22 protein-coding genes are annotated in these 19,673 nt (G+C 67.3%); 14 read left to right on the plus strand and 8 right to left on the minus strand.

Features of this window, described 5'->3' with window-relative positions; all coding sequences use genetic code 11:
• Positions 1-137 precede the first annotated feature (137 nt).
• Positions 138-260: a hypothetical protein gene (locus DL991_RS43820; RefSeq protein WP_255433398.1), complete on the plus strand. Its 123-nt coding sequence runs from the start codon at positions 138-140 to the stop codon at positions 258-260.
• A gap of 295 nt (positions 261-555) precedes the next feature.
• On the opposite strand, the gene DL991_RS32355 is transcribed toward DL991_RS43820, so the two are convergent.
• Together DL991_RS32355 and DL991_RS32360 are read right to left on the minus strand one after the other, a co-directional pair.
• Complete coding sequence (locus DL991_RS32355; protein ID WP_125788148.1) at positions 556-978, minus strand: hypothetical protein; 423 nt, start codon at positions 976-978, stop codon at positions 556-558.
• 191 nt (positions 979-1,169) lie between these two features.
• Positions 1,170-2,003 (minus strand): OB-fold nucleic acid binding domain-containing protein, encoded by an 834-nt coding sequence (locus DL991_RS32360; protein WP_125788149.1) that lies wholly within the window; start codon positions 2,001-2,003, stop codon positions 1,170-1,172.
• Positions 2,004-2,103: 100 nt separating this feature from the next.
• Here DL991_RS32360 and DL991_RS32365 point away from each other — a divergent pair, with 100 nt between their 5' ends.
• The 8 genes from DL991_RS32365 (at position 2,104) to DL991_RS32400 (ending at position 9,948) form a co-directional block, all read left to right on the plus strand.
• Positions 2,104-3,006, plus strand: a complete 903-nt coding sequence (locus tag DL991_RS32365; protein WP_199754171.1) for a tyrosine-type recombinase/integrase — start codon at positions 2,104-2,106, stop codon at positions 3,004-3,006.
• Positions 3,007-3,096: 90 nt separating this feature from the next.
• Positions 3,097-4,563, plus strand: coding sequence for a site-specific integrase (locus DL991_RS32370; protein WP_125788150.1), 1,467 nt, complete (start codon positions 3,097-3,099; stop codon positions 4,561-4,563).
• A complete protein-coding gene (locus DL991_RS32375; protein ID WP_125788151.1) occupies positions 4,563-6,287 on the plus strand; it encodes a hypothetical protein in 1,725 nt (574 codons plus the stop codon). The genes DL991_RS32370 and DL991_RS32375 overlap by 1 nt, the downstream gene beginning before the upstream one ends.
• The gene (locus tag DL991_RS32380; protein WP_125788152.1) at positions 6,284-8,464 is read left to right on the plus strand and encodes a site-specific integrase; all 2,181 of its coding nucleotides are present in this window, start codon (positions 6,284-6,286) and stop codon (positions 8,462-8,464) included. The genes DL991_RS32375 and DL991_RS32380 overlap by 4 nt, the downstream gene beginning before the upstream one ends.
• 1 nt (position 8,465) lies before the next feature.
• Entirely contained in the window at positions 8,466-8,924 is a 459-nt protein-coding gene (locus DL991_RS32385; protein ID WP_125788153.1) for a hypothetical protein, read from the plus strand.
• Positions 8,925-8,951: 27 nt separating this feature from the next.
• The gene (locus tag DL991_RS32390) at positions 8,952-9,428 is read left to right on the plus strand and encodes an NUDIX domain-containing protein (protein WP_125788154.1); all 477 of its coding nucleotides are present in this window, start codon (positions 8,952-8,954) and stop codon (positions 9,426-9,428) included.
• Positions 9,425-9,736: a tyrosine-type recombinase/integrase gene (locus tag DL991_RS43825; protein ID WP_125788155.1), complete on the plus strand. Its 312-nt coding sequence runs from the start codon at positions 9,425-9,427 to the stop codon at positions 9,734-9,736. Before DL991_RS32390 ends, DL991_RS43825 begins: the two co-directional genes overlap by 4 nt.
• Positions 9,733-9,948, plus strand: coding sequence for a helix-turn-helix transcriptional regulator (locus DL991_RS32400; protein ID WP_199754172.1), 216 nt, complete (start codon positions 9,733-9,735; stop codon positions 9,946-9,948). The genes DL991_RS43825 and DL991_RS32400 overlap by 4 nt, the downstream gene beginning before the upstream one ends.
• A 941-nt stretch (positions 9,949-10,889) precedes the next feature.
• On the opposite strand, the gene DL991_RS42735 is transcribed toward DL991_RS32400, so the two are convergent.
• From DL991_RS42735 to DL991_RS32410, 3 genes are all read right to left on the minus strand, one after another.
• Complete coding sequence (locus tag DL991_RS42735; protein ID WP_158634482.1) at positions 10,890-11,042, minus strand: hypothetical protein; 153 nt, start codon at positions 11,040-11,042, stop codon at positions 10,890-10,892.
• Between the two features lie 1,071 nt (positions 11,043-12,113).
• The gene (locus DL991_RS32405) at positions 12,114-12,938 is read right to left on the minus strand and encodes an SDR family oxidoreductase (RefSeq protein ID WP_125788156.1); all 825 of its coding nucleotides are present in this window, start codon (positions 12,936-12,938) and stop codon (positions 12,114-12,116) included.
• 89 nt (positions 12,939-13,027) lie between these two features.
• Positions 13,028-13,918 carry a LysR family transcriptional regulator gene (locus tag DL991_RS32410; RefSeq protein ID WP_233599130.1) on the minus strand — a complete coding sequence of 297 codons (891 nt, stop codon included), beginning with the start codon at positions 13,916-13,918 and terminating at the stop codon, positions 13,028-13,030.
• An 89-nt stretch (positions 13,919-14,007) separates the two neighbouring features.
• Between DL991_RS32410 and DL991_RS32415 the strand changes: the two genes are divergently transcribed.
• Positions 14,008-14,760: an alpha/beta fold hydrolase gene (locus tag DL991_RS32415; protein ID WP_125788158.1), complete on the plus strand. Its 753-nt coding sequence runs from the start codon at positions 14,008-14,010 to the stop codon at positions 14,758-14,760.
• 30 nt (positions 14,761-14,790) lie between these two features.
• Here the strand turns inward: DL991_RS32415 and DL991_RS32420 are convergent, their stop codons facing one another.
• Genes DL991_RS32420 through DL991_RS32430 form a run of 3 tightly spaced genes read right to left on the minus strand, consistent with a single transcriptional unit; the run spans position 14,791 to position 17,432 of the window.
• Positions 14,791-15,474, minus strand: a complete 684-nt coding sequence (locus DL991_RS32420; protein WP_125788159.1) for a response regulator transcription factor — start codon at positions 15,472-15,474, stop codon at positions 14,791-14,793.
• Entirely contained in the window at positions 15,471-16,664 is a 1,194-nt protein-coding gene (locus DL991_RS32425; protein WP_125788160.1) for a sensor histidine kinase, read from the minus strand. The genes DL991_RS32420 and DL991_RS32425 overlap by 4 nt, the downstream gene beginning before the upstream one ends.
• Before the next feature lie 9 nt (positions 16,665-16,673).
• Positions 16,674-17,432 carry a CPBP family intramembrane glutamic endopeptidase gene (locus DL991_RS32430; RefSeq protein ID WP_233599132.1) on the minus strand — a complete coding sequence of 253 codons (759 nt, stop codon included), beginning with the start codon at positions 17,430-17,432 and terminating at the stop codon, positions 16,674-16,676.
• Between the two features lie 1,072 nt (positions 17,433-18,504).
• Between DL991_RS32430 and DL991_RS32435 the strand changes: the two genes are divergently transcribed.
• From DL991_RS32435 to DL991_RS43830, 4 genes are read left to right on the plus strand one after another with little or no spacing between them, the layout of a single operon-like run.
• On the plus strand, positions 18,505-18,831 hold the full coding sequence (locus DL991_RS32435) for a hypothetical protein (protein WP_125788162.1): 327 nt from the start codon (positions 18,505-18,507) through the stop codon (positions 18,829-18,831).
• A complete protein-coding gene (locus DL991_RS42740) occupies positions 18,831-18,974 on the plus strand; it encodes a hypothetical protein (RefSeq protein WP_158632709.1) in 144 nt (47 codons plus the stop codon). Before DL991_RS32435 ends, DL991_RS42740 begins: the two co-directional genes overlap by 1 nt.
• Positions 18,971-19,504, plus strand: a complete 534-nt coding sequence (locus DL991_RS32440; protein ID WP_125788163.1) for a hypothetical protein — start codon at positions 18,971-18,973, stop codon at positions 19,502-19,504. Before DL991_RS42740 ends, DL991_RS32440 begins: the two co-directional genes overlap by 4 nt.
• Complete coding sequence (locus DL991_RS43830) at positions 19,501-19,626, plus strand: hypothetical protein (protein WP_255433400.1); 126 nt, start codon at positions 19,501-19,503, stop codon at positions 19,624-19,626. Before DL991_RS32440 ends, DL991_RS43830 begins: the two co-directional genes overlap by 4 nt.
• Positions 19,627-19,673: the final 47 nt, after the last annotated feature.

Here is a 19,673-nt window from a genome sequence, read left to right on the forward strand (position 1 = left end):
CAGGTCGAGTTGGGTTCCTGTGCGGTCAAGGTCGTATTGACCATGGAAGTCGGCCCGGCTCTGAATTCCGTTGTGGCCACACATCATGTGAGTACGTTTCCACCGACGGCCTGGCAACCCTCGTCGGAGCCGGCAGCGTGAGCATCACGAGCTGGCTTGCACCGACGTTCAAAGACCGCGAGCTGAGCTTCCAAGCGGCTATTGAGGACGGCTACCTCGGCAAACCGCTCGATGTCGACCTGTCCTGTTACGAAAAGTGACTACGCCCGGACCTGGCCGTGCCGATTCACCTGCATGCGCACATGTGCCTGCAAGCCAAATGCTCCCTGGATCGTGCCGTTGGACAACTGCTGCGCCGCCCGGAACGCTGCCGCTTCCGTGCCGAACTGCAAGTAGCCCGCTGCTCGCCACAGCGCTGCGGTGAGCAGAACCGAGCCCAAGCCCACCGCCAGAGTCAGTCGTCAGCCCGGGCGTGCTCAACGAGCACCACCCGATCGATCGGACGCCACGAGCAGAACCCCACGCGCCACTCCCCCTCGCCAGCCGAGTGAACAGTCACCACCACTTCGTCCACCGCGACTCGGCAGGGACGACGTTCGCGTTGACCTGATGCGTGCAGGGATGCGGGGTCGCTGGCCCGGCCGCTCCGACCCGGGCCCAGAACGCGACAGTAACCGGGTCACGCCCGATGGGCAGCATCGACCATTGGAACTTGGCGCCCCGCTCCATGGCGGCGTTCACCAGCACACACCCCGCTCCACGACGTCGATGTTTCTCCTCGACCTCGACATGGACGAGGATCGCGCGGCGGTCGACCGGACACAGCGATAGCCGCGCTTCACCGAAGACCGTGTGTCCTAAGCGAAGCTGGATGACGCCGACCCCGGCGGGAACCGGCGGTGGCAGGACGACCAGGCGTAGGCCGTACTCATCCACGCCGGTTTCCATGACCTGCCGCTCGACGGCGGTGTCGATCATCGCCCAGACTCCGCCTTCACCTGTCAGAGCGTGGCAGGCCTCGCACAGCCATTCCGGAGCACGGTAATCCTGTGACCAGCCCTGCCGCACGCCACCAACTGTCAGATCGTGGCCCCACGGGCATCGTTTGGGCGCCTCTGAACCTGGTCGGATCGGCACTTCCAGTGTTCGCCATTCCCGGTTCGCTCCGGTCATCGGAAATCACGCGACTGCGACGCCAAGCCCCTGAGTTCCAACGGACGCACGTGATCTGCGACGAGCGTGGATGATCCTTCGGTGACTTGAGCGATTCCGCGAAACAGCAGGGCGTTGCTCGCCACTAGCACCTTCCTACTCCGGTGAAATAGGCCCGGGGACACGAGGATGTTGGCCATGCCCGTCTCGTCCTCGAGGTTCAGGAACGTGATCCCGCCGGCGGTCGCGGGGCGTTGCCGGTGGGTGACCGCTCCCCCGATCCACACCCGCTCGCCGTCCTCGGCCTGGTCGAGCACGGCGGCGGTGATGGCGCCGTGGTCGGTGAGCCAATGGCGGAGGTATTCGACGGGGTGGGAGCCGGGTGAGATGCCGGTGGCCCACAGGTCCGCGACGGTGACCTCAAACCGTGTCATCCCCGGCAGGGCCGGGGCGTCCAGGCCGGGCGCGAGGCCGGGGAGGTGTTCGGGCCGGGTGGTGCCCGCGGCGCCGGCGGCCCAGAGTGCTTGGCGTCGTTCCGGGCCGAGGCTGGTGAACGCCCCGGCGGTGGCCAGCGCCTCGATCGTGGGCTTCTTCAGCCGGACGCGTTCGGTCAGCTCACCGATGCTGATGTACGGGCCGTTGGCTTGGCGTTCGGCGACGATCGTTTCGGCGGCGTTGTCGCCGACGTGTCGGATCGCGGCGAGGCCGAGGCGAATGGCGTGCCCGCCGGTGCTTTCGGGTTCGGGTTCGAGGGTGGCGTGGGTGAGGCTGGCGTTGATGTCCGGCTCGCGCACGATGACGCCGTGGCGGCGGGCGTCGGCGACCAGCGATTGCGGGGAGTAGAAACCCATCGGCTGCGCCCGCAACAGGCCCGCACAGAACGCCGCCGGCCAGTAGTACTTGAGATGCGCGGAGGCGTAGACGAGCAGAGCGAAGGACCTCGCCGAGGGCGTGTCGTTCCTCGATCCGGAGACGGCAGTGTTCGAGGCGATGTTGGAGGGATGGGCGCGGCAGCAACGCGTCCGGTGCCTGAAACCTCGCACTATCCGTAGCCGGCTGGATCTTGTGCGTCGGCTCGCGACGGCGTCGAACCAGTATCCGTGGCAGTGGACGGCCGGAGAGGTCGAAGCGTTCCTCTCGCAGCTACGATCCGGCAATCGACCGGTCCAGATGGCGACCCTGCGCGCGCATGAGTGCGTGCTGCGGTTGTTCCTGCAGTACGTCACCGATGCGCGGTACCAGTGGCCGGAGGTGTGCATGCAACGGTTCGGGACAGCGCCGACCATGGTCTTACACGAGTTCAACAGCGTCCGGCACGCCGTCGACGTCGAAAGCAGGCCCGGTCGGCGAGCGCTGGACTACGACGAGGTCCAGGCGTTGTTCGACGCCGCCGACGGCCTGGCCGACCAAGCGCGGGCCCGTGGCCGCAAGGGGTGTATCACCGCGTGGTGGGACTCGATCGCACTCAAGACGGTGTATGCGTTCGGCCTCCGGCGCAGGGAAGCATGGGGCCTGGATTTGCCCGACCTGCGCCACAATCCCCGGATCCACCGTTTCCGGCGTTGCGGCGCATTGTTTGTGCGCTGGGGCAAGAGTTCCCGGGGCAGCCCGCCGAAGCGGCGCACTGTCCTGCTTGTACCCGAGATGGACTGGGTGGTCGAGCCGTTCGAGGAATGGATCGAGCAGATCCGGCCGTTGCTGGACACCACCGGGCACCAGGCGCTGTTTCTCACCGAGCGGGGCAGCCGACTGGCGCCGCGCAGCCTCAACGAAGCGTTCCAGCGAGCCCGAGATTCCGCGGGCCTGGACCCGGAACTCGACCTGCACTGCTTACGACACTTTATCTCCGCTTAGTTTTCGTGTGGCGATTACTGTCTCTGGTACACGAGAGCAGCGCGTTTGCGCTTTGCCTTGAGTCGTGTGGTGTTTCTATGGTCTCCGGTCATGATCTTGAGTTTCTTCTCGTCGCAGAGCTGGGAGTCCTGGGAGGTCGAGCGTCGGCCGCTGATTCCGGAGCGGATGCCGGTGTTGGTCGATGACGACTTGCGGTTCGAGGACGCGCCGGGCGTGCGGCGGCCGACGGTCGCGGTGAACCGGTGGCTGCGCGGGTTGCCCGCCAGCGGTGCGCCGTCGCCGAATTCGTGGGAGGCGTACGCGCGGGCGGTCAAGGAGTGGACGGAATTCCTGGCCGAGCACGGCGTGGCGCTGTTCGACTCGCGAGATCAGCTGAAGCTGGGGTTGAGCCGCTACGCCGAACATCGCGCGACGGGCCCGCTCAAGCAGCGGTTCGCCGCCACGACATGGGGCCAGCACATGAGCATCCTGTCCCTGTTCTACCGGTGGGCGATGGAGGAAGGCCACGCGGAGGCCGAGCCGTTCACCTACCGCACGGCGCGAGCTTTGTTCCACGGCACGGGCCGGGAGGTTCGGGTGAACCTGGCGGTGCGGCGGACCCCGCGCCCGCACGTCACGATCAAGTACCTCGAGCCGGATTTCACCGGCTTGTTCGTCAACGGCCTGCGCGGTCTTGCGCCGGACGGCTCCCCGGACACCGGCTACCGGGGCCGCGAACTGGCGCGCAACGGCGCCGTCGGCGAACTCGCGCTGGCCACCGGGCTGCGCGCGCAGGAGTTCACATACCTGCTGACCTACGAGATCCCGGCGCTACCGCCCGAACCGATGGCGATTCCGATCCCGTTTCCCGTTCCCTCGGGTGTGGCCAAAGGGCGCAAGTTCCGGACCACCTGGATCTCCTACGACGCGCTGGCGACCGTCCATCACTACCTCGACCTCGACCGGGCCGTCACCTCGGCGGGCTCAAGCTGGCTACCGCCACGACGCTGGGGCGAACCGCTGCTGGTGACCAGCCCGGACGCCCGGGGCGGACAGATCAACGGCGTCCGCCGCCGCTGGGACACGCTCACACCGGACGAGCGACGACGGCTGGTCTCTCCGGGAGGGGGTTCCTGCCTTCTCGCGCTGCGCAATGACGGCGGGCCGTTCACCGCTTGGACCACCGTGTTCGAGCGGACAAGCGATCGGATCCGCGCCCGGTTCGAGCCTCGGTTCCCGCACGTCTTCCCGCACCGCCTCCGCCACTCTTTCGCGATGCGCACCTTGGAATACCTGGTGACCGGGCACTACCGGCAAGCCGCCAAGCTGGTCAAGGACACCGACGCTGACGCCGCGCTGGTGTTCTATCTGTCCAAAGCGGACCCAATGCTGGTGCTGCGGGACTTGCTCGGTCATTCCTCAGTGCTGACAACAGAAAAATACCTCAAGCGTTTGGACACGACCCGGATCTACCGCGATGCCTACGAGAACGCCGGCCTCGCGGATGGCCTGCTCGGCGAGGCCGCCGCCGAACGGGAAGCCGCGGCGGAGTTCGACGACGAAGGCGAGGATTGCTGATGCCCGCCACCGTGACCGAAGAACCGCTGGGCATCGAGTGCGTTTTCAGCGATGGCTCCAGCGCCCGAGTCGACCTGGACGGCTTGCCCTGCCCGGCGCTGGTCCGCGACCTCTTGCTCGGCCTGGCGGAGCTGATCCATCCGCACGGCACGATCGACGCCGCCGGTTCGCTGACCCACTATGCACAGTCCATCCGGCACCTGGCCCGCACGCTGGCCGCCCAGGGATTCACCGGCGGGGCAACGGACCTGCGGCGGGGGCAGATGGCCGAGTACTGGATGGCCTCCAGTGGCCCGAAAGAGGCGTGCACCCGCCGGATGCTGCATGGCTTACAACTGGCCGGCGGAAGAGTGGACGCGAAGCTGGCCGAGCTGGCGGCCGGACGGGCCTACAACCAGCAGCGCAGCCACCACCAGCTGCCGCCCTATCCAGAAGACCAATGGGAGCGGCTGACGCAGACCTGCCGCAGGGTCGTGGACGAGTCGTTCGCCCGGCACAAGCGCGCACTGGCCGCGGCCCGGCACGGACTCCATCCGCGCGAGCACGGGTGGCGCGAGGACAACCTGCGCTGGCTGCTGGCGCGGATCGGCCCGGTCGGGATCGTCGCCTTCGGACAGCACCTCGGCTGCTCCGACAACGTCGTCCGCCAGCGGGGCGGAGTGCTGGAGGCGAGCACGGACCTGTTCCCGCGTCTGGACACCGTGATCGCCTACCGGCTGCTGTTCGGCATCTACTCCGGCATCGTCCCGGACGGCATCGACGATCTGGTCACCGACGACATCGACTGGGCCGGCGACTCGACCGTCCTGCTGTCCTACGTCAAAGGACGCACCGCGGCCGAGAGCCTCAACCTGCCGCGGCGGGCGGTCCGGCTGCTCGAACAGTGGCTGGCACACTCGGCGCTGCTGCGCAGCCATGCCGAACCCGAGCAACGTCGGCTTTTGTGGCTGCGACTACGCAAGCCCGGCGGCACCGGAATCACGGCGGACGTCGGATCGGCCAGCCGGGTCGCGATCCAGCGCTGGGTGGTGCGCCATGAACTGCTCGACACCGACGGCACTCCGATGAAGATCCACCGCTCGCGGATCCGCACGACATTCCAGTCGCTGCGGGACAAGCGCAACTGGGCCGGGCGCGGCCGGGCGACCATCGACCCGAACCACAGCCCGGAGGTGGAGGGCGACCACTACCTGACCGCCACCACCCCGTCCCAACGCCGGGCGGTCGAGGCGATCGTGGAGGACGCCCAGCACGACCTGCTGCGCAAGGCGCACCCGCCCACGGTCGTGACCGACGAAGAAGCCGCCACACTGGCCAGGGACTACCCGCAACTGGTCGCCGCGCTCAACCTGGACGACACCGTCGTCGCAGAACTCGTCGGCGGGCAACGCGATGTGTTCACCGCGGCCTGCGCCGACCAACTCGCCGGGCTGCACGGCCCGAAAGGCAAACCCTGCCCGGCCCGCCCCTGGGTCTGCCTGCTCTGCCCGCTGGCGGTGTTCGCGCCCCGCCACGCGGCAAACCTGTTGCGGCTCAAGGCATTCTTCTCCCGCCAATGGCAGCAGATGCCCGCAGCCCAGTTCATGACCGTGTTCGGCCCCTACTCCCAGCGGATCGGCCACGTGCTGGATCGCTTCGACCCGGCAGTCGTGGCTCGCGCCGCTGTCCAGGTCGAAGACCGCGATGACGAACTTCCCGTCCGCCCGGAGGAGTCCACCCGATGACAACCGCTGCCGCCTCCGGGCCGCTCCAGTCGGCGTTCGCGGGCCTGGACGTCTGCCGCGAAGCCGGGCTGGCGCTGCCCGACGGGACACACCGCCCGGCGTTCGAGGACGACCGCTGGGACTTCACCGCCGTGATCGGCTTGCCGAACCAGATGGCCAAAGTCAGCCGCCGGTTCAACTTCACCGCGATCACCAACACCCGCTGGCGAGTGGTCGCGAAGGAACAGGTCCTGGCCTTGCTCGCTCCCCAGCACGCGGCCGTGATGCCCTTGCCGCGCGCCTACCGGACCCCGCTGCACCTGCTGACCGCGTCCGGGCGGCTGGCCGAACTGACCCGCTTCCTGAACTGGCTCACCGACCAGGACGTCACCAGCCTCGGCAACGTGAACACCGACCACTGCGAGGCATACCTGGCCTATCGGCGTGACCGGCTGGACGAAAACGGCCAGGTGGTCGGCGAACGCAGCCCGGCGACCCGGCGGGCCGCAGCCCAGACCGTCGTCGATCTGGTCAACCACCGGGAGCTGTTCAGCGTCGACTCCGTCCCGGAAGACCTGCGGCCTTGGGGCGGCGCCGCCCCGTCGGTTGTTGCCGAGATGCCCAGCGGTGTTGGCCAGAACAAGACCTCGCCGGTCGCCGACAGCGTCCTGCAGCCGATGCTGGCCGCGGCCAGCTATCTGGTGGACACGCTCGGCCCGCGCGCCATCGATCTGATCACGCAGGTCAGAGACGCCGATCGGAAGTGGTCGCACACGCACGGGGACCACGTCTTGACCACAACGCTGCCCGAAGGGGAGATCGCACAATTGCTAACGGACTACGAGCGTCGAGGCGAGCCGCTGCCGCTGGCGGCCGAGCACACCATTCGGGACAGGGTGGCTACCGGGTGGTCGCCGGAGGACCCACTGACCAGGATCTCGCTTGGGCTGCTGGCTCGCCAGGCCGGGTTCACCCAGTTCTGGCGGCAGTGGATCCCGCGCATGCGGGACCGGGTTGAAGCGGTCCTGGACCTGGTCGGGGCGGATAAGCCCTTCGGGCGCAACGCCTCTGTCGTCGATCGCGCTGATGGAGATGGCACTCTCGCCTGGACACTGCCGCTGGACCGGTTGGAAGCCGTCGCGGTGGTCGGGATCGTTCGCACCGCCGCGATCATCCTGCTGGCCGCGGTGTCGGGAATGCGCTCCTCGGAGTTAATGGAGCTGGAAGTCGGCTGCTGCCGCCCGCCCGAGCACTACGGCCCTGGGCTGGTCCGCCACCGGCTGGCCAGCAAAGTCATTAAAGGGCAGCAGCTGGGCGGCGTCGCCGACGAATGGGTCGTCATCGAGCCCGCCTACCGCGCCGCGCAATTGCTCGAACAGTTGCACGACAACCCCGAGAACGGGGTGCCGCTGCTGGGCCGATTCGCCTTCGACGTCCGCTGCAAATGGTTCCGCAACTGGGTCAACGGGCCAGCCGGCCAGCGACTCGGGCTGGCCCCGATCCCCGGGACACCGGTCAGCCTCCGCGCCCTGCGCCGGACGCTGGCGATCGAGTTGGCCTACCGCCCCGGAGGACTGCTCGCCGCGAAACTGCACCTCAAACACATCGCAACGGCAACAACGGAGGGATACGCGTCTCGCCCCGGCGGGGCGCAGGCCGAACTGCTGGCCGAGATCAACAAACACGAGGCCGGGCGCAACCTGGATCTGGTCTGGACCGAGTTCCGCAACTACCAGCAAGGGACCATGCCCGCCGGACCCGGAGCCCGCGAGCTGACCGAGTTCTTCGCCCACATCGACGGCAAGATCGCCACCACCGAAGCAGGACCGCCGAAAACCCAGCGCAGCAACCGGGAAGTCCTCAACCTGCTCACCAAACGCGCCCAGACACTGCACCTGGGCGCGGCCAACTACTGCTGGTTCACCGACCCTTCCCGAGCGCTCTGCCTGAAACTCGCCGGCACCCCGAACGCCGACCGGCCGCTGGCTGGCATGTGTGACTCCGCGCGCTGCTCGCAAGCCACTCATCATCCCTGCCACCGCCCGGTCTGGGCCGAGCACGCCGCGCAGACCACAACCTTCCTCGGCAGCCTCGGCCCCACCCGCAAGACCGAACGCGCCCGCCTGCAAACCGATCTCAACCGCGCCCTGGGCGTCCTGAATGCCATCGACACCGCCATCAACCAGAACAAGGAATGACATGCGGATCACCGCGGCACAGCGCACCGCCAACGAGAACCGGATCCGCGCTGCCATGGACCGGCTCCTACGCGGCGAGATCCCGCCCGGCGGCCACTGCGATATCAAGACCCTCGCCGCCGAGGCGGACGTCGACCGCACCGCCTTCTACGGCAACCGGCCCTACGCCCACCTGCGCGCCGAGTTCGAACGGCGCCTGCGAAGCCTCCAAAAGGCCGGAGAGCAGCCCGACCCCCGTCACGCTCAGATCACCCGCCTCAAGAATGAGATCACCGCGCTGAAGCAGCGCCTGGCTAAGGCAACCAGCACCATCGAGGAACTCACCGACTTCAAGACCCAAGCTCTGTCCCGTCTCGCCGCACAGCACGATGAGATCACCCGCCTCCGGGCAACATTCGGCACAACCCAGCCCGTTCGTCACCTGCGCACTCGAAATCGCACCACCGGTCCATGCAGTTGAGCACGATCCGAAGACAGGAGCATCCCCATGATCGCCGCCCCGCCAAGAATCCGTGTCGCCGCCTACGTCATCCGTCCGAGACCACAGCCCGAACTTCTGATCTTCGAGCACATCGACCTCCCCGAAGCCGGACAACAGGTTCCAGCCGGAGGAGTGAACGCCAACGAAGACCTCCCGACGGCAGTGCTGCGAGAAGTCACCGAGGAAACAGGGGTGACTGGCGTCACGATCGTCCGGGCGTTGACGACTGAGGACAAACCTCACCCCGAAACTGGACAACCACGCCGCACCACTTACTTCCATCTATTGGCCCCCACCGACACAGCCGATGACTGGATACATCGTGTTGAGGGGATCGGCAGCGACACCGGCATGACGTTCGCCTGCCACTTCCACCCGCTTCCTTTGCAGCATCCGCTGGCTGACGACCAGGACGCCTGGCTCGGGCTGATCGATCCCGGGTTGGCCACGCACCTGCCCCGAACAGGACGACTAGCGACATGATCTACACCACACGGACTCGGCCGAATCGCCACACACCTAAAGCAAGACTGTTGCGAACGCCCGGCCGAGGGCGGCACTGCTCAAACGCCACTCGCACCCGACCGCACACGACGATTGCGGAGACAAGCCATTCGTACGTGACACACCTGGTGGAATTCGGGTACCCGCCGCGGTTCGTCCAGGAACAGGTCGGCCACGCGTATCCCAGCACGACCTCGATCTACACCGATGTGTCGGATGAGTACCGGAACCGGCTGATGCACCAGGCACTCGGCGCCTTCGCGCCGTTCATGTGGGAGGCACCGTGACCAAGAAGATGACCTTCGAGTGGCATCTGCGCATGCGGATGGCCGAACGCGGGATGTTCCAAACCTCGGATCTGGTCAAGCCCTTGGCCGAGCGGGGAATCGTCCTGTCTCGTGAGCAGATCTACCGGCTGGTCACGACACCACCTCAGCGGCTGTCGATGGATGTGTTCGCCGCCTGTGCGACATCCTCGACTGCGCACCCAACGACCTGATCGAGATCAAAGCCACCGGCGCGTCGACGGCGAAGGCCGCGGGAGCGAAACGAGTCCCGAACGTCCGCCGCAGCACCATCCGCCGCCCGGATCTGTCATGACCCGACCGAACCCTGTTGGTGAGCCGGAGGAATCGGCCCGACTTTTGAGCGCTCTGGCCAGGCACTGCCCCACCTGAGCGGCACGGAATTGCGGCTATTGCTGAACTCGTCGCGGATCGCCATCGAGGAGATCCCTGACCTCGTCGCCTTCTTGAACGACCACGACGACGCACTGACCACCGCAAGGTCGACCGTCCCTTCCGGCTATCTGCCACTGGCGCACCTGCTCTCGGTCCACACGGGAGCGCCCATCGCACGCCCCCTGTGCTCGGCATGCGGGCAAGCGACCTTCTTCTTGCCTCATATCGCACCCGAGGGCCGATGGTGCGCACGCTGCGTCAACCGCCAGACCCCATGTTCGCGCTGCGGCACGCTAGGAGGCCGCCAGACCGTCACTCCCGAAGGGCCGATCTGCTCACCCTGTCGGCGCGGCGCTCGCTCTGCTCCGCCTGCGCGCGCGACGAAACCTCAGAACGCCATACCGCGGCGACGCGCCCGCCGAATCACCTACCTGCCGTGCGCGCTGTGCGGCAAGGTCTCGCGCCTCGGCGCTTATTGGCCGCTCGGCGCCGTCTGCGCGTGCTGCCATAGGAAAGTGATCTCGGCCAAGACGCCGTGCGCAGCCTGCGGCACCGTGCTGCCGCTCATCGGTTCCGGCGCGGACGGCGCACGGATCTGCGGCCCCTGTGCAGGCAGTCCGCTCACCTTCGCCTGCCGTACCTGCGGTACCACTGGCGACAACTACACGGCGCGCACCTGCCATCGATGCGCGCTCGCGGACCAGGTCACCGGGCTGCTGTCGCAGCCGGACGGCACCATCGCCGTCCGGTGGCAGCCTCTTCACGCGAAGCTCGTCGCCAGCGACAAACCGTCGGCGATGATCAGCTGGCTCACCAAGGCGAAATCCAGCCGGCTGCTTCGCCAGCTGGTCCTCGACGACATCCCCATCACCCACGAGTATCTCGACACCTTGCCGCTCTCCCGGACGGTCAACCAGGTTCGGGACCTTCTCGTGCGCTGCGCTGTCCTGCCCGAGCGCGACACGGAGTACATCGACCGAATAGACCCGTGGCTGCGCCACCTGATGGCGCAGGCACCGCCACATCACCTCCGGCTTCTCGGCTCGTTCGCTCACTGGTATCTGCTGCCGAAAGCACGGCGCGCCGCCCACCGCCGCGGTGTCGGCCAGAGCGCCCCCACGACTATTCCCTCCACCGTATTGGCCGCCGCCCGACTCCTGCAATGGCTCGACAGCCGACATCTCGCCCTCGTAGATCTTTCCCAGTCGCTTGTGGACGAGTGGCTCGACAGCGGCCGCGGCCACTACCGGTACCTGTACCCGTTCATCACCTGGGCGCGGACACACGGATTAGTTCCCCAGGAAGTCCGCACTCCATTCCCAGTACCCGGCACGTCTTTCCTTGCTCAACGACAACGAACGTCTGGTCCAGCTACGCCGGTGCCTCGACGAAGAAGACATCCCGCTTCCCGTGCGCGTCGCAGGCGTTCTCACACTCCTCTTTGGACTTTCCGTCACTACGACCGTACGGCTGCACCAAGACCAGGTGATCACGGGACCCACCGGTACCTTTCTGAGGCTCGCCGACCACCACCTCGCCCTTCCGCCACGGCTGGTCACTCTCCTAGAACGTCTCGCCGCTCAGCCACCCGCACCTCACGACGCACTAGGCCTGGTAGAGCACCAGTCCCCGTTACTGTTCCCCGGGACGACAGCAGCACGACCAATGACAGCCAATGCACTATGCCATCGCCTGGCCGAACACGGGATCCCGGTGCTCGCAGCTCGCAACAGCGCACGCCTCGCCCTCGCCACCCGGCTACCTGCCTCGGTGCTGGGCCACCTCACCGGAATCGAGATCGAGACCGCCGTGAAGTGGAACCAACGCGCAGGCCATGACTGGACCTCATACCTCGAAGCACGCATACCAGAGGCCTGAACCGCCGGGGACGACAGCGTTGAAGCGTTTCGTCCCGCGGCCTCATATGCGCGAGTGCTGTCATCGAGTCGATTTAGACTTGGAAACGGCTTCGGGTTCAGCACGTTCATCGGGCGGGCTGCGAGGCGGACAGGCGGCCGGGGTCGAAGACGCGGGCCATCGTCCGAGCGCTGCGACGTCGGCTCATGAGTCGGCTGGAGAGCACACCGAGCCGGTTGAAACGCCCGTCGATGACGGTCGGCCCGGGATTTCGGCGGTCGAGGTGATTCAGGGCTGTGGCGACGACGTCCTCGGGCGTACGCAGCCTCCCGGCGGTCAGCACTCCTGCGTCCGGACCCATCCCGGTCGTGAATTCGGTGGCGGTGGCGCCGGGCGAGACGGCGAACGCGGTGACGCCCGTACCTCGCAGTTCCGTCCAGAGTGATTCGGTGAAGCTGAGCACGAAGGCTTTCGCGGCGCCGTAGACGGCCATCCGGGGAGAGGGCAGGTAGGCGGAGACACTGGCGAGGTTGAGTACGAAGCCGTTGCCTGCCCTGATCATTTCTGGCAGAAACGCGGCTGTCAGCTGTACCGGCGCCATCACATCGACGGCGATCTCGGCGGTGAGGTGCCGGGCGTCCGCTTCGGCGAACGGAGCGAACGACCCGAACCCCGCGTTGTTGATCAGGCTCGTCACGTGGACACCTCGGTCGCCGACCGCCTGGCGGAGCTCACTGGCGACGGCCGGTTGGGAAAGGTCGGCGGAGATCACCTCGATCCGGGTGCTCGTAGCGCGGCGCAGCTCGTCGGCGAGCGCCTCCAACCGCTCGACGCGCCGGGCGACGAGCACAAGGTTCGAGCCGCGCGCGGCCAGCGCCCGGGCGAAGGCAGCTCCGATGCCGGAGCTCGCTCCGGTGAGCAGAATGGTTTGGGTGCGATAGTCGACGGTCATGCGTTCAGCAAACCGACTGCCGATGGGACCGTCCAAGACCTGTTTCGCACCTCGTCATGCAGGAGCTGCATGACGAGAAGGCCCGGTGTTCACGACTCGCGGGAGAGAAGGCTCTCGGCGAACTGGACGAACTCCGAGACGAGAGGGTTGGTGTCCGCGGCGCGGGTCGCGACGACCACCTGGCAACGCTCGATCCCGTCGATGGGAACGGTGACCAGATCGGGGCGCAGGGTGAAGCGCCGGTCGTGGGCAGGGATGACGGCGATGGCTGTGCCCTCGACGATGGCTTCGAGTTTGTCGTCGTAGGTCTCGGCGACGGTGGGGCCGAGCGGGGCAGGTTCGTCGTCCGGCCGGGGTTCGAGCCGCCAAAAGCTCGTCCAGTCGGAGCCCATGCCTGTACAACCGACTAATGGTTCCGCTGCGATGTCGGCGGCACTGACCGATTCCTTGCCGGCGAGGCGGTGGGAGGACGTCACGAGCAGGACTCGGGGCTCGGCGTAGAGAGCCGCCAGATCCAGTTCCTCGGCCGGGATCGGCAGCGGGGTGCGGGTGACCAGAACGTCGACGCGCCGGTCAAGGACGGCGTCGGCGTCCTTCGAGTCGAGGTGGCGGGTCCGGACGTGGGCGTCAGGGTGGCGGCGGCGCAGGGCGCGTACGGCGGGCGTGACGACCAGGTCGTCGACGTACCCGATGGTGATCGTGCGCGCAGGCGCCGCGTCACGTGCGGTGAGCACCGCGTTCCGGGCACGATGCAGTAACCCCTGCGCTTCGGGCAGGAACGCCGCACCGGCCGCGGTGAGCCTGCTGCCTTGGGGGGTGCGCTCGAGCAGACGCACGCCGAGGGCGTTCTCCAGCCGTTGGATCTGACGGCTCAGCGAGGGCTGGGCGACCCGTAACTCCTCGGCGGCACGAGCGAAGTTCAGGTGCTCGGCGACGACCGCGAAGTACCGGACCAGCCTCAGATCCAAGTCGGGAGTCACGTACGCAGCGTACTCGTTATGCGGATACTGCATCATGAGGTGCGAACCAAGTCTTGGACAGCTGCCTGGGCCACTGGTGTCCTCGAGCTATGACCATCGTGTTAGTTAACGGAGTCCCCGTGACTCCCGCTGTGTGGACTCCATTGATCAGTGAGCTGCCCGAATCACGGCAGCGGGAGGCGGTTCTGCTTCCTCCTCCGGGCTTCGGGGCGCCACTTCCCTCCGGATTCGGGGCCACCTTCCTCGAGTATCGGGACTGGCTCATCGACGAGTTGTCCCGCTTCGACACACCCGTGGACCTCGTCGGCCACAGCCTCAGCGGAGGGTACGTCCTCGAAGTGGCGATGACTCGTCCCGGCCTGCTGCGTAGCTGGGTCAGTGACACCATCGGAGGTTACGAACCGGACTACACCTGGCACGAGATCGCGAAACTCTGGCAAACGCCGGGCATCGGAGAACGCCACATCCAGGAACTCTTTTCGGGAGGCAACCGAGACCGGGCAAGGCGCATGGTCGAGTGGGGCATCCCCGAACCGACGGCCAGCGAGGTAGCAGCGGCCCAAGGACCGGAAATGGGCAAGGCCATCCTCGCGCTGTACCGGTCGATACCTCCGGAGGTACTGCGTGAGCGCGGACGAGACCTGGCTGCGGCTACGGGCAGCCCGGGGCTGATCCCCGTGGCCACCGAGGACCTCACGGGTGGCAGCGTCGCTCTCCGCCACCGAGCCGCCCGGCGTGCCGGTGCTCACGCCGTCGATCTCGACGGACTCGGTCATTGGTGGATGCTTCAGCACCCGGCGCGGGCGGCACGCATGCTGACGGACTTCTGGAACAGCCTGTGACAGGACCTCCCCGAGTGGAATCGGCGGGTGTCAGTCTGTGCCGGATACCAGGCCGATCCGGTAGGCGAGGACGACTGCTTGCACGCGATCCCGCAGGTCGAGTTTGGTGAGGATCCGGGACACGTAGGTCTTCACCGTCTCGGTGGAGATGACCAGTTCCGCGGCGATTTCGGCGTTGGACAGGCCGGCGGCGAGGTGTTCGAGCACTTCCAGCTCGCGGGGGGTCAGTGCCCGCACGACGGTGTCTCGTTCGGGGCGGGAGGTGTCGGTGGGGCGGAGCCGTTCGGCGAAGTGGCCGATGAGGCTTCGGGTGACCGCGGGGGCCAGCAGGGACTCGCCGCGGGCGATCGTGCGGACGCCGTCGACCAGCTGCGCCGGCGGCGTGTCCTTGAGGAGGAACCCGCTGGCGCCGGCGCGAAGTGCCTCGTACACGTACTCGTCGACGTTGAACGTGGTGACGACCAGCACCTTCACCGGTGCCTCGACACCGGGACCGGTCAGCTGGCGGGTCGCCTCGATGCCGTCCAGGACGGGCATGCGGATGTCCATCACGATCACATCGGGGCGCAACCTTCGCGCGGCCTCCACCGCCGCGCGGCCGTCGGCCGCCTCGCCGACGACCGCGATGTCGGGTTGCGAGGAGAAGATGGTGACGTACCCGGTGCGCACCAGTTCCTGGTCCTCGCAGATCAGCACCCGGATCGGCTCGGTCATGTCGGGCTCCCTGGAATCATGGCCCAGACGCGGAAGCCGCCGTCGTCGGGCAGGCCGCCGGAAATCAGGTCTCCGCCGAGCATGCGCACCCGTTCCCGCAGTCCTGTCAGGCCCCGGCCACCGGAGGGTGTGGCCGTGCCGCCGATGGCGGGACCGAGGGTGATCACCTCGACCTCGATCTGGTCCTTGCCGTGTCGGACCAGGACCTTGGTCGGGTTTCCGGTCGCGTGTTTGAGCGCGTTGGTGAGCGCCTCTTGTACCACGCGGTAGGTGGTCAGCTCCACGTCGACGGACCGAGGTAGTTGCTCGCCCTGCTCGGTCCACTCGACGGGTTGACCGGACAGCCGGGCCTGTTCGACCAGATCAGCGACCTTTCCCATGGCCGGCGTCCGGTCCGCGGTCCTGGACTCGCCGGTCGCCTCGAGAATGCCGAGCAGGGTCCGCAGTTCCGTCAACGCCCGGCGTCCGGTGTCACTGATGGCGCGCAGGCCTGTCCCGGTTCGTTCCGGCGCGGAGTCGAGCAGGAACTGCGCCGCGTCGGCCTGAACCACCATCGCGGTCACGTGATGTGTGACCACGTCGTGCAGGTCCCGAGCGATGCGTGCCCGCTCGGTGGCCGCGGCCACCTCGCCCGCCAGCCGTCTCCGTTCAGCCTCCTCCGCCCGCCATCGACGCATGCCGGTGCCAGCCAGCCAGATCACCACCAACACGAGATAGAACGCGAGAAAATCCGGAAACCGTTGCGGTGAGCCAAGGTTGTGCAGTGCCACGGTGAGCGCCGCATAACCCGCGGTCAGCACTGCGGCAAGCCCCCGGCGGAACCGCGCCAGGTGCGCGCCGGCGGCGTACAACGCCAGAAGAATTCCGATCTTGCCGAACGTGTCCGGGTAGCTCAGCACCTGACCGATAGCGAACGCGGTACCGATGACCGACAGGCACACTGCCGGCATACGGCTGCGTATCACGAGCGGCAGGCACATCGCCAGCGTCAGCGCCACACCGACCATCGCGCCGATGCCGCCCGTCTCGCGCCTGGGGAGATCGCCGATCTCCGGCCCGATATGGGCGACGGTCGGCGCGAATGCCAGCACGGTCAACACCGCTGCCAACACACCGTCCTTGATGGACGATGGAAGGTGTCGCCACCCGTCGAGTGCGGTGCTGAGGCGGGATGCCGCGCTGGCAAGCATTCGGCGAGCCTAGCGCCGCCGCACGGGCACGAGGTTGCCGCGCTTGTGAGCGGCGATAAGCATGGGCACGGCGAGCAGTAGGCTCACAACGACGGGAACGATCGACCCCTCGATGCCGAACTGGCCGCCGGTCACCAACTCCGGGCCCGTCGGTTCGGCGACCAGCAAACCCGGCGACGCGTGACCCGAGACCGGGAGGCCGAGCAGCCCGACGGTGGTGTTCCAGGCGAAGTGCAGGCCGACTGCCGCCCAGATGCTGCGCAGCCACAGGAAAGTTGCGCCCAACAGGACGCCGGCCTCGACGGCGATCGCGAACCCGGTCCACAACGTGGCGCCGGGGTTGGCCAGATGCATGGCGCCGAACAGCACCGCGGTGATCGTCAGCGCCGCCCAGCTGCCGCACAGCCGCTCCAGCCCCTGCAACAACAGACCGCGGAAGAGCAGTTCCTCGGTCACCGCCGCACCGAGCTGCACCGCCGCGATGCTCACCACGGTCGCCACTCCGCTCCCGGACGCCCAGGTGAACGAGAACTCGGTGATCACCATGAGCACGGACACGGCGATGAACATGAAGCCGAGCCCGATGCCGAGCAACGTCTGGATCCCGGCCCGTGCCCTCGCGATCTCCGGCGTGCTTCGCCGCGCGACGTAGCGCATGACCACCCAGTAGACGGCAACCGCAGCAACCGCACCCACGACCGCCAGCACCGGCGACCCGCCCGAGGACAGCGCCGACACCCCGCCCACACCGACTATCCCGACCAGCATCCAAACGAGCGGAAACCGCAAGATGCGGCCCGTTCGCCCAGGCTGGTGATCCGTGCGCGCGTTCGCCATCGTGTTCAAGGTGACCTCCGGTTGACCACGGCCGCACGGTTGGGCGGCCCGTAGGAAACGCTAGAAGCGCACCCACGCCGGCGAATCACCAGCGAGCGGACGATCCGAGTAGCTCTCACGGGGGATATTCCAGATCTCAGCGCCGTGCGACGTCAGCGCGATCGGTGTCCTGGCCGGTGGCGGCCGGTGTTCAGGAAGTCGATGCTGGCGAGCCTTCGTGGTCGACGTAATGCCCACCGTTGTCGACCGCCCACGGCGACACCGTGCTGCACGACGAGCGATCATCCCAGCCTTCTTAGTCCGCCCGCAGGGAAACAGGCGAACAGCGATCCCGGCCGAAGGTCACAGGCCGCGGTCGTTGGTGCGCCCCGACCTTCCCGTGCCGCCGACCTTCCGCCACCCACGCCTGAACATGCGTTCGAGAACGACAGCACGAGCGGCCGAATAGCGCATGCTCAAATATGTGCACTGCACCAGTACAACGAGCAAAGCGGCAGTACCCCTCGCCCGATGCGGGCTCGAGCGGCTGGACAGTCTGATCGCGGCGTGCACCCCAGCATCCGCGACCGTGTGCCGCGGGCCCGCACCGTTCCCGGCGGGCACCGTACCCACGCGACGCGAGAGCTGCCGACCATGCTGACATGGGGTTCACAAGCCCGATTCAGCTAGAAAGGGAAAGTTCTCACTGATGTAAACTCGAACTAGTTCTGCAGCGCGAACAAGGTCATTATATGTCTGATTCATGCCTTGGATGATCTCGTAAGTTTCGCGAGGGGTTCCTGTATCCGAGGAAAACCACTCATCGAAGATCCTGCGATTCTTCTTGACCCAGTCCGCTCGCGCTTCGACGGCCGACTCAAACTGGACCAATAGATCAGGACTGTAAGCCTGGAGGATCGTCCTCAGCGAGCGCCTCGCCGCTTGCCGACGACTTGAAGCGCGCCCAGCGCGGACGGCAACTGCTCAACCAGACCATGGGCTGGGCCACCGACCAGGAGCCATCATGACCACCCTCGACCTCGACCGCCCCTGCCAGCACAACGCGTTCGTCGCCGACGTCAACGTCCACCGGCTCACCGCCACCGACGACGACGGACCCGCCCTCGCCTACACCGCCGAAGTGCTCGTCCACTGTGGCCAGTGCGGCGAACGGTTCCGCTGGATCGGCGCCCCCGCCGGACTCCTCCCGGACCGGCCCTGTGTGTCGGTCGACGAAACCGAACTCCGCGCACCGCTGCGCCCCGCCTCCGCCGACCCGGACTTCGGACTCGGCATCCCCGGCTTCGCCATCGGGCTGGCCACACAGGACACCGGACTGGAGGCAGGCTGATGCGCATCCGTGCCGAAGGCACCAAGCCCGAACTCGCCGCCGCCGTCGACCGCCTCAAGACCGTGTTCGACGTCCAGGAGACCAGCCGGTTCTACGACAACCGGGGCTCCTCCGCCGCCGACCAGGAATGGGGACCCGCATGAGCACCCTGGATCGCCGAAGCCGCGCGGAAATCGGCCGCGCCGCCAACCGCAAGGGCAAAGACGCCGAACAAGCCGTCGCCCGCTACCTGCGCGAACACGGCTGGCCCGACGCGCAACGGACCGTCCGCACCGGCTGGAAAACCGGCGAGCACCACTCCCGCGACCGGGACGATATCGACGGGACACCCGGGATCTGCTGGCAGGTCAAAACCTCCGTCGAAGACTTCAGCGACACCCGCGTCCTGCGCGTTCTCACCGTCACAGCGGATCAGGCCGTGGCCAGCGGCGCCGACCTCGGCATCGTCGTCCAGCGCCGCAACGGCGCGGCCGACCCCGGACGCTGGTGGACCTGGACGACCGCGGGCGACCTTCTGGCCCTCTCCGAAGCCGCCAGAAACCCTGACGTACTCGCCGTTCCCGAGCCACAGCTGAACGTCCCGGTCCGGACGATGCTCGCCGACCTGATCCCGCTCCTGCACGCCGCCAGGAACACAACCGCGCGCCCCACCGAGGAAGGCTTCCGCCCGTGACCGTGATCGTCTCCAGCGCCGAGCTGCCCGAGCCCACCGACACCGACTTCCACGGCTCCGGTGCCGCCGCCTGGAACATCGCTGGGCGTCGCGTTCGGACGACGACGCCGAGGCGTATCTGATCGCGTCGAATCAGCTGACAGTCAAGGGCGGCTGGGATGACCACCTG

Origin of the sequence: Amycolatopsis sp. WAC 01375, from assembly GCF_003947325.1 — a bacterium.
Lineage (GTDB): Bacteria > Actinomycetota > Actinomycetes > Mycobacteriales > Pseudonocardiaceae > Amycolatopsis.

Coding starts and splice junctions, on each gene's coding strand:
- DL991_RS32355 (WP_125788148.1), bottom strand. CDS start 978: ATGATCGACACCGCCGTCGAGCGGCAGGTCATGGAAACCGGCGTGGAT.
- DL991_RS32360 (WP_125788149.1), bottom strand. CDS start 2,003: ATGGGTTTCTACTCCCCGCAATCGCTGGTCGCCGACGCCCGCCGCCAC.
- DL991_RS32370 (WP_125788150.1), top strand. CDS start 3,097: ATGATCTTGAGTTTCTTCTCGTCGCAGAGCTGGGAGTCCTGGGAGGTC.
- DL991_RS32375 (WP_125788151.1), top strand. CDS start 4,563: ATGCCCGCCACCGTGACCGAAGAACCGCTGGGCATCGAGTGCGTTTTC.
- DL991_RS32380 (WP_125788152.1), top strand. CDS start 6,284: ATGACAACCGCTGCCGCCTCCGGGCCGCTCCAGTCGGCGTTCGCGGGC.
- DL991_RS32385 (WP_125788153.1), top strand. CDS start 8,466: ATGCGGATCACCGCGGCACAGCGCACCGCCAACGAGAACCGGATCCGC.
- DL991_RS32390 (WP_125788154.1), top strand. CDS start 8,952: ATGATCGCCGCCCCGCCAAGAATCCGTGTCGCCGCCTACGTCATCCGT.
- DL991_RS43825 (WP_125788155.1), top strand. CDS start 9,425: ATGATCTACACCACACGGACTCGGCCGAATCGCCACACACCTAAAGCA.
- DL991_RS32405 (WP_125788156.1), bottom strand. CDS start 12,938: ATGACCGTCGACTATCGCACCCAAACCATTCTGCTCACCGGAGCGAGC.
- DL991_RS32415 (WP_125788158.1), top strand. CDS start 14,008: ATGACCATCGTGTTAGTTAACGGAGTCCCCGTGACTCCCGCTGTGTGG.
- DL991_RS32420 (WP_125788159.1), bottom strand. CDS start 15,474: ATGACCGAGCCGATCCGGGTGCTGATCTGCGAGGACCAGGAACTGGTG.
- DL991_RS32425 (WP_125788160.1), bottom strand. CDS start 16,664: ATGCTTGCCAGCGCGGCATCCCGCCTCAGCACCGCACTCGACGGGTGG.
- DL991_RS32430 (WP_233599132.1), bottom strand. CDS start 17,432: ATGCTGGTCGGGATAGTCGGTGTGGGCGGGGTGTCGGCGCTGTCCTCG.
- DL991_RS32435 (WP_125788162.1), top strand. CDS start 18,505: ATGACCACCCTCGACCTCGACCGCCCCTGCCAGCACAACGCGTTCGTC.
- DL991_RS42740 (WP_158632709.1), top strand. CDS start 18,831: ATGCGCATCCGTGCCGAAGGCACCAAGCCCGAACTCGCCGCCGCCGTC.
- DL991_RS32440 (WP_125788163.1), top strand. CDS start 18,971: ATGAGCACCCTGGATCGCCGAAGCCGCGCGGAAATCGGCCGCGCCGCC.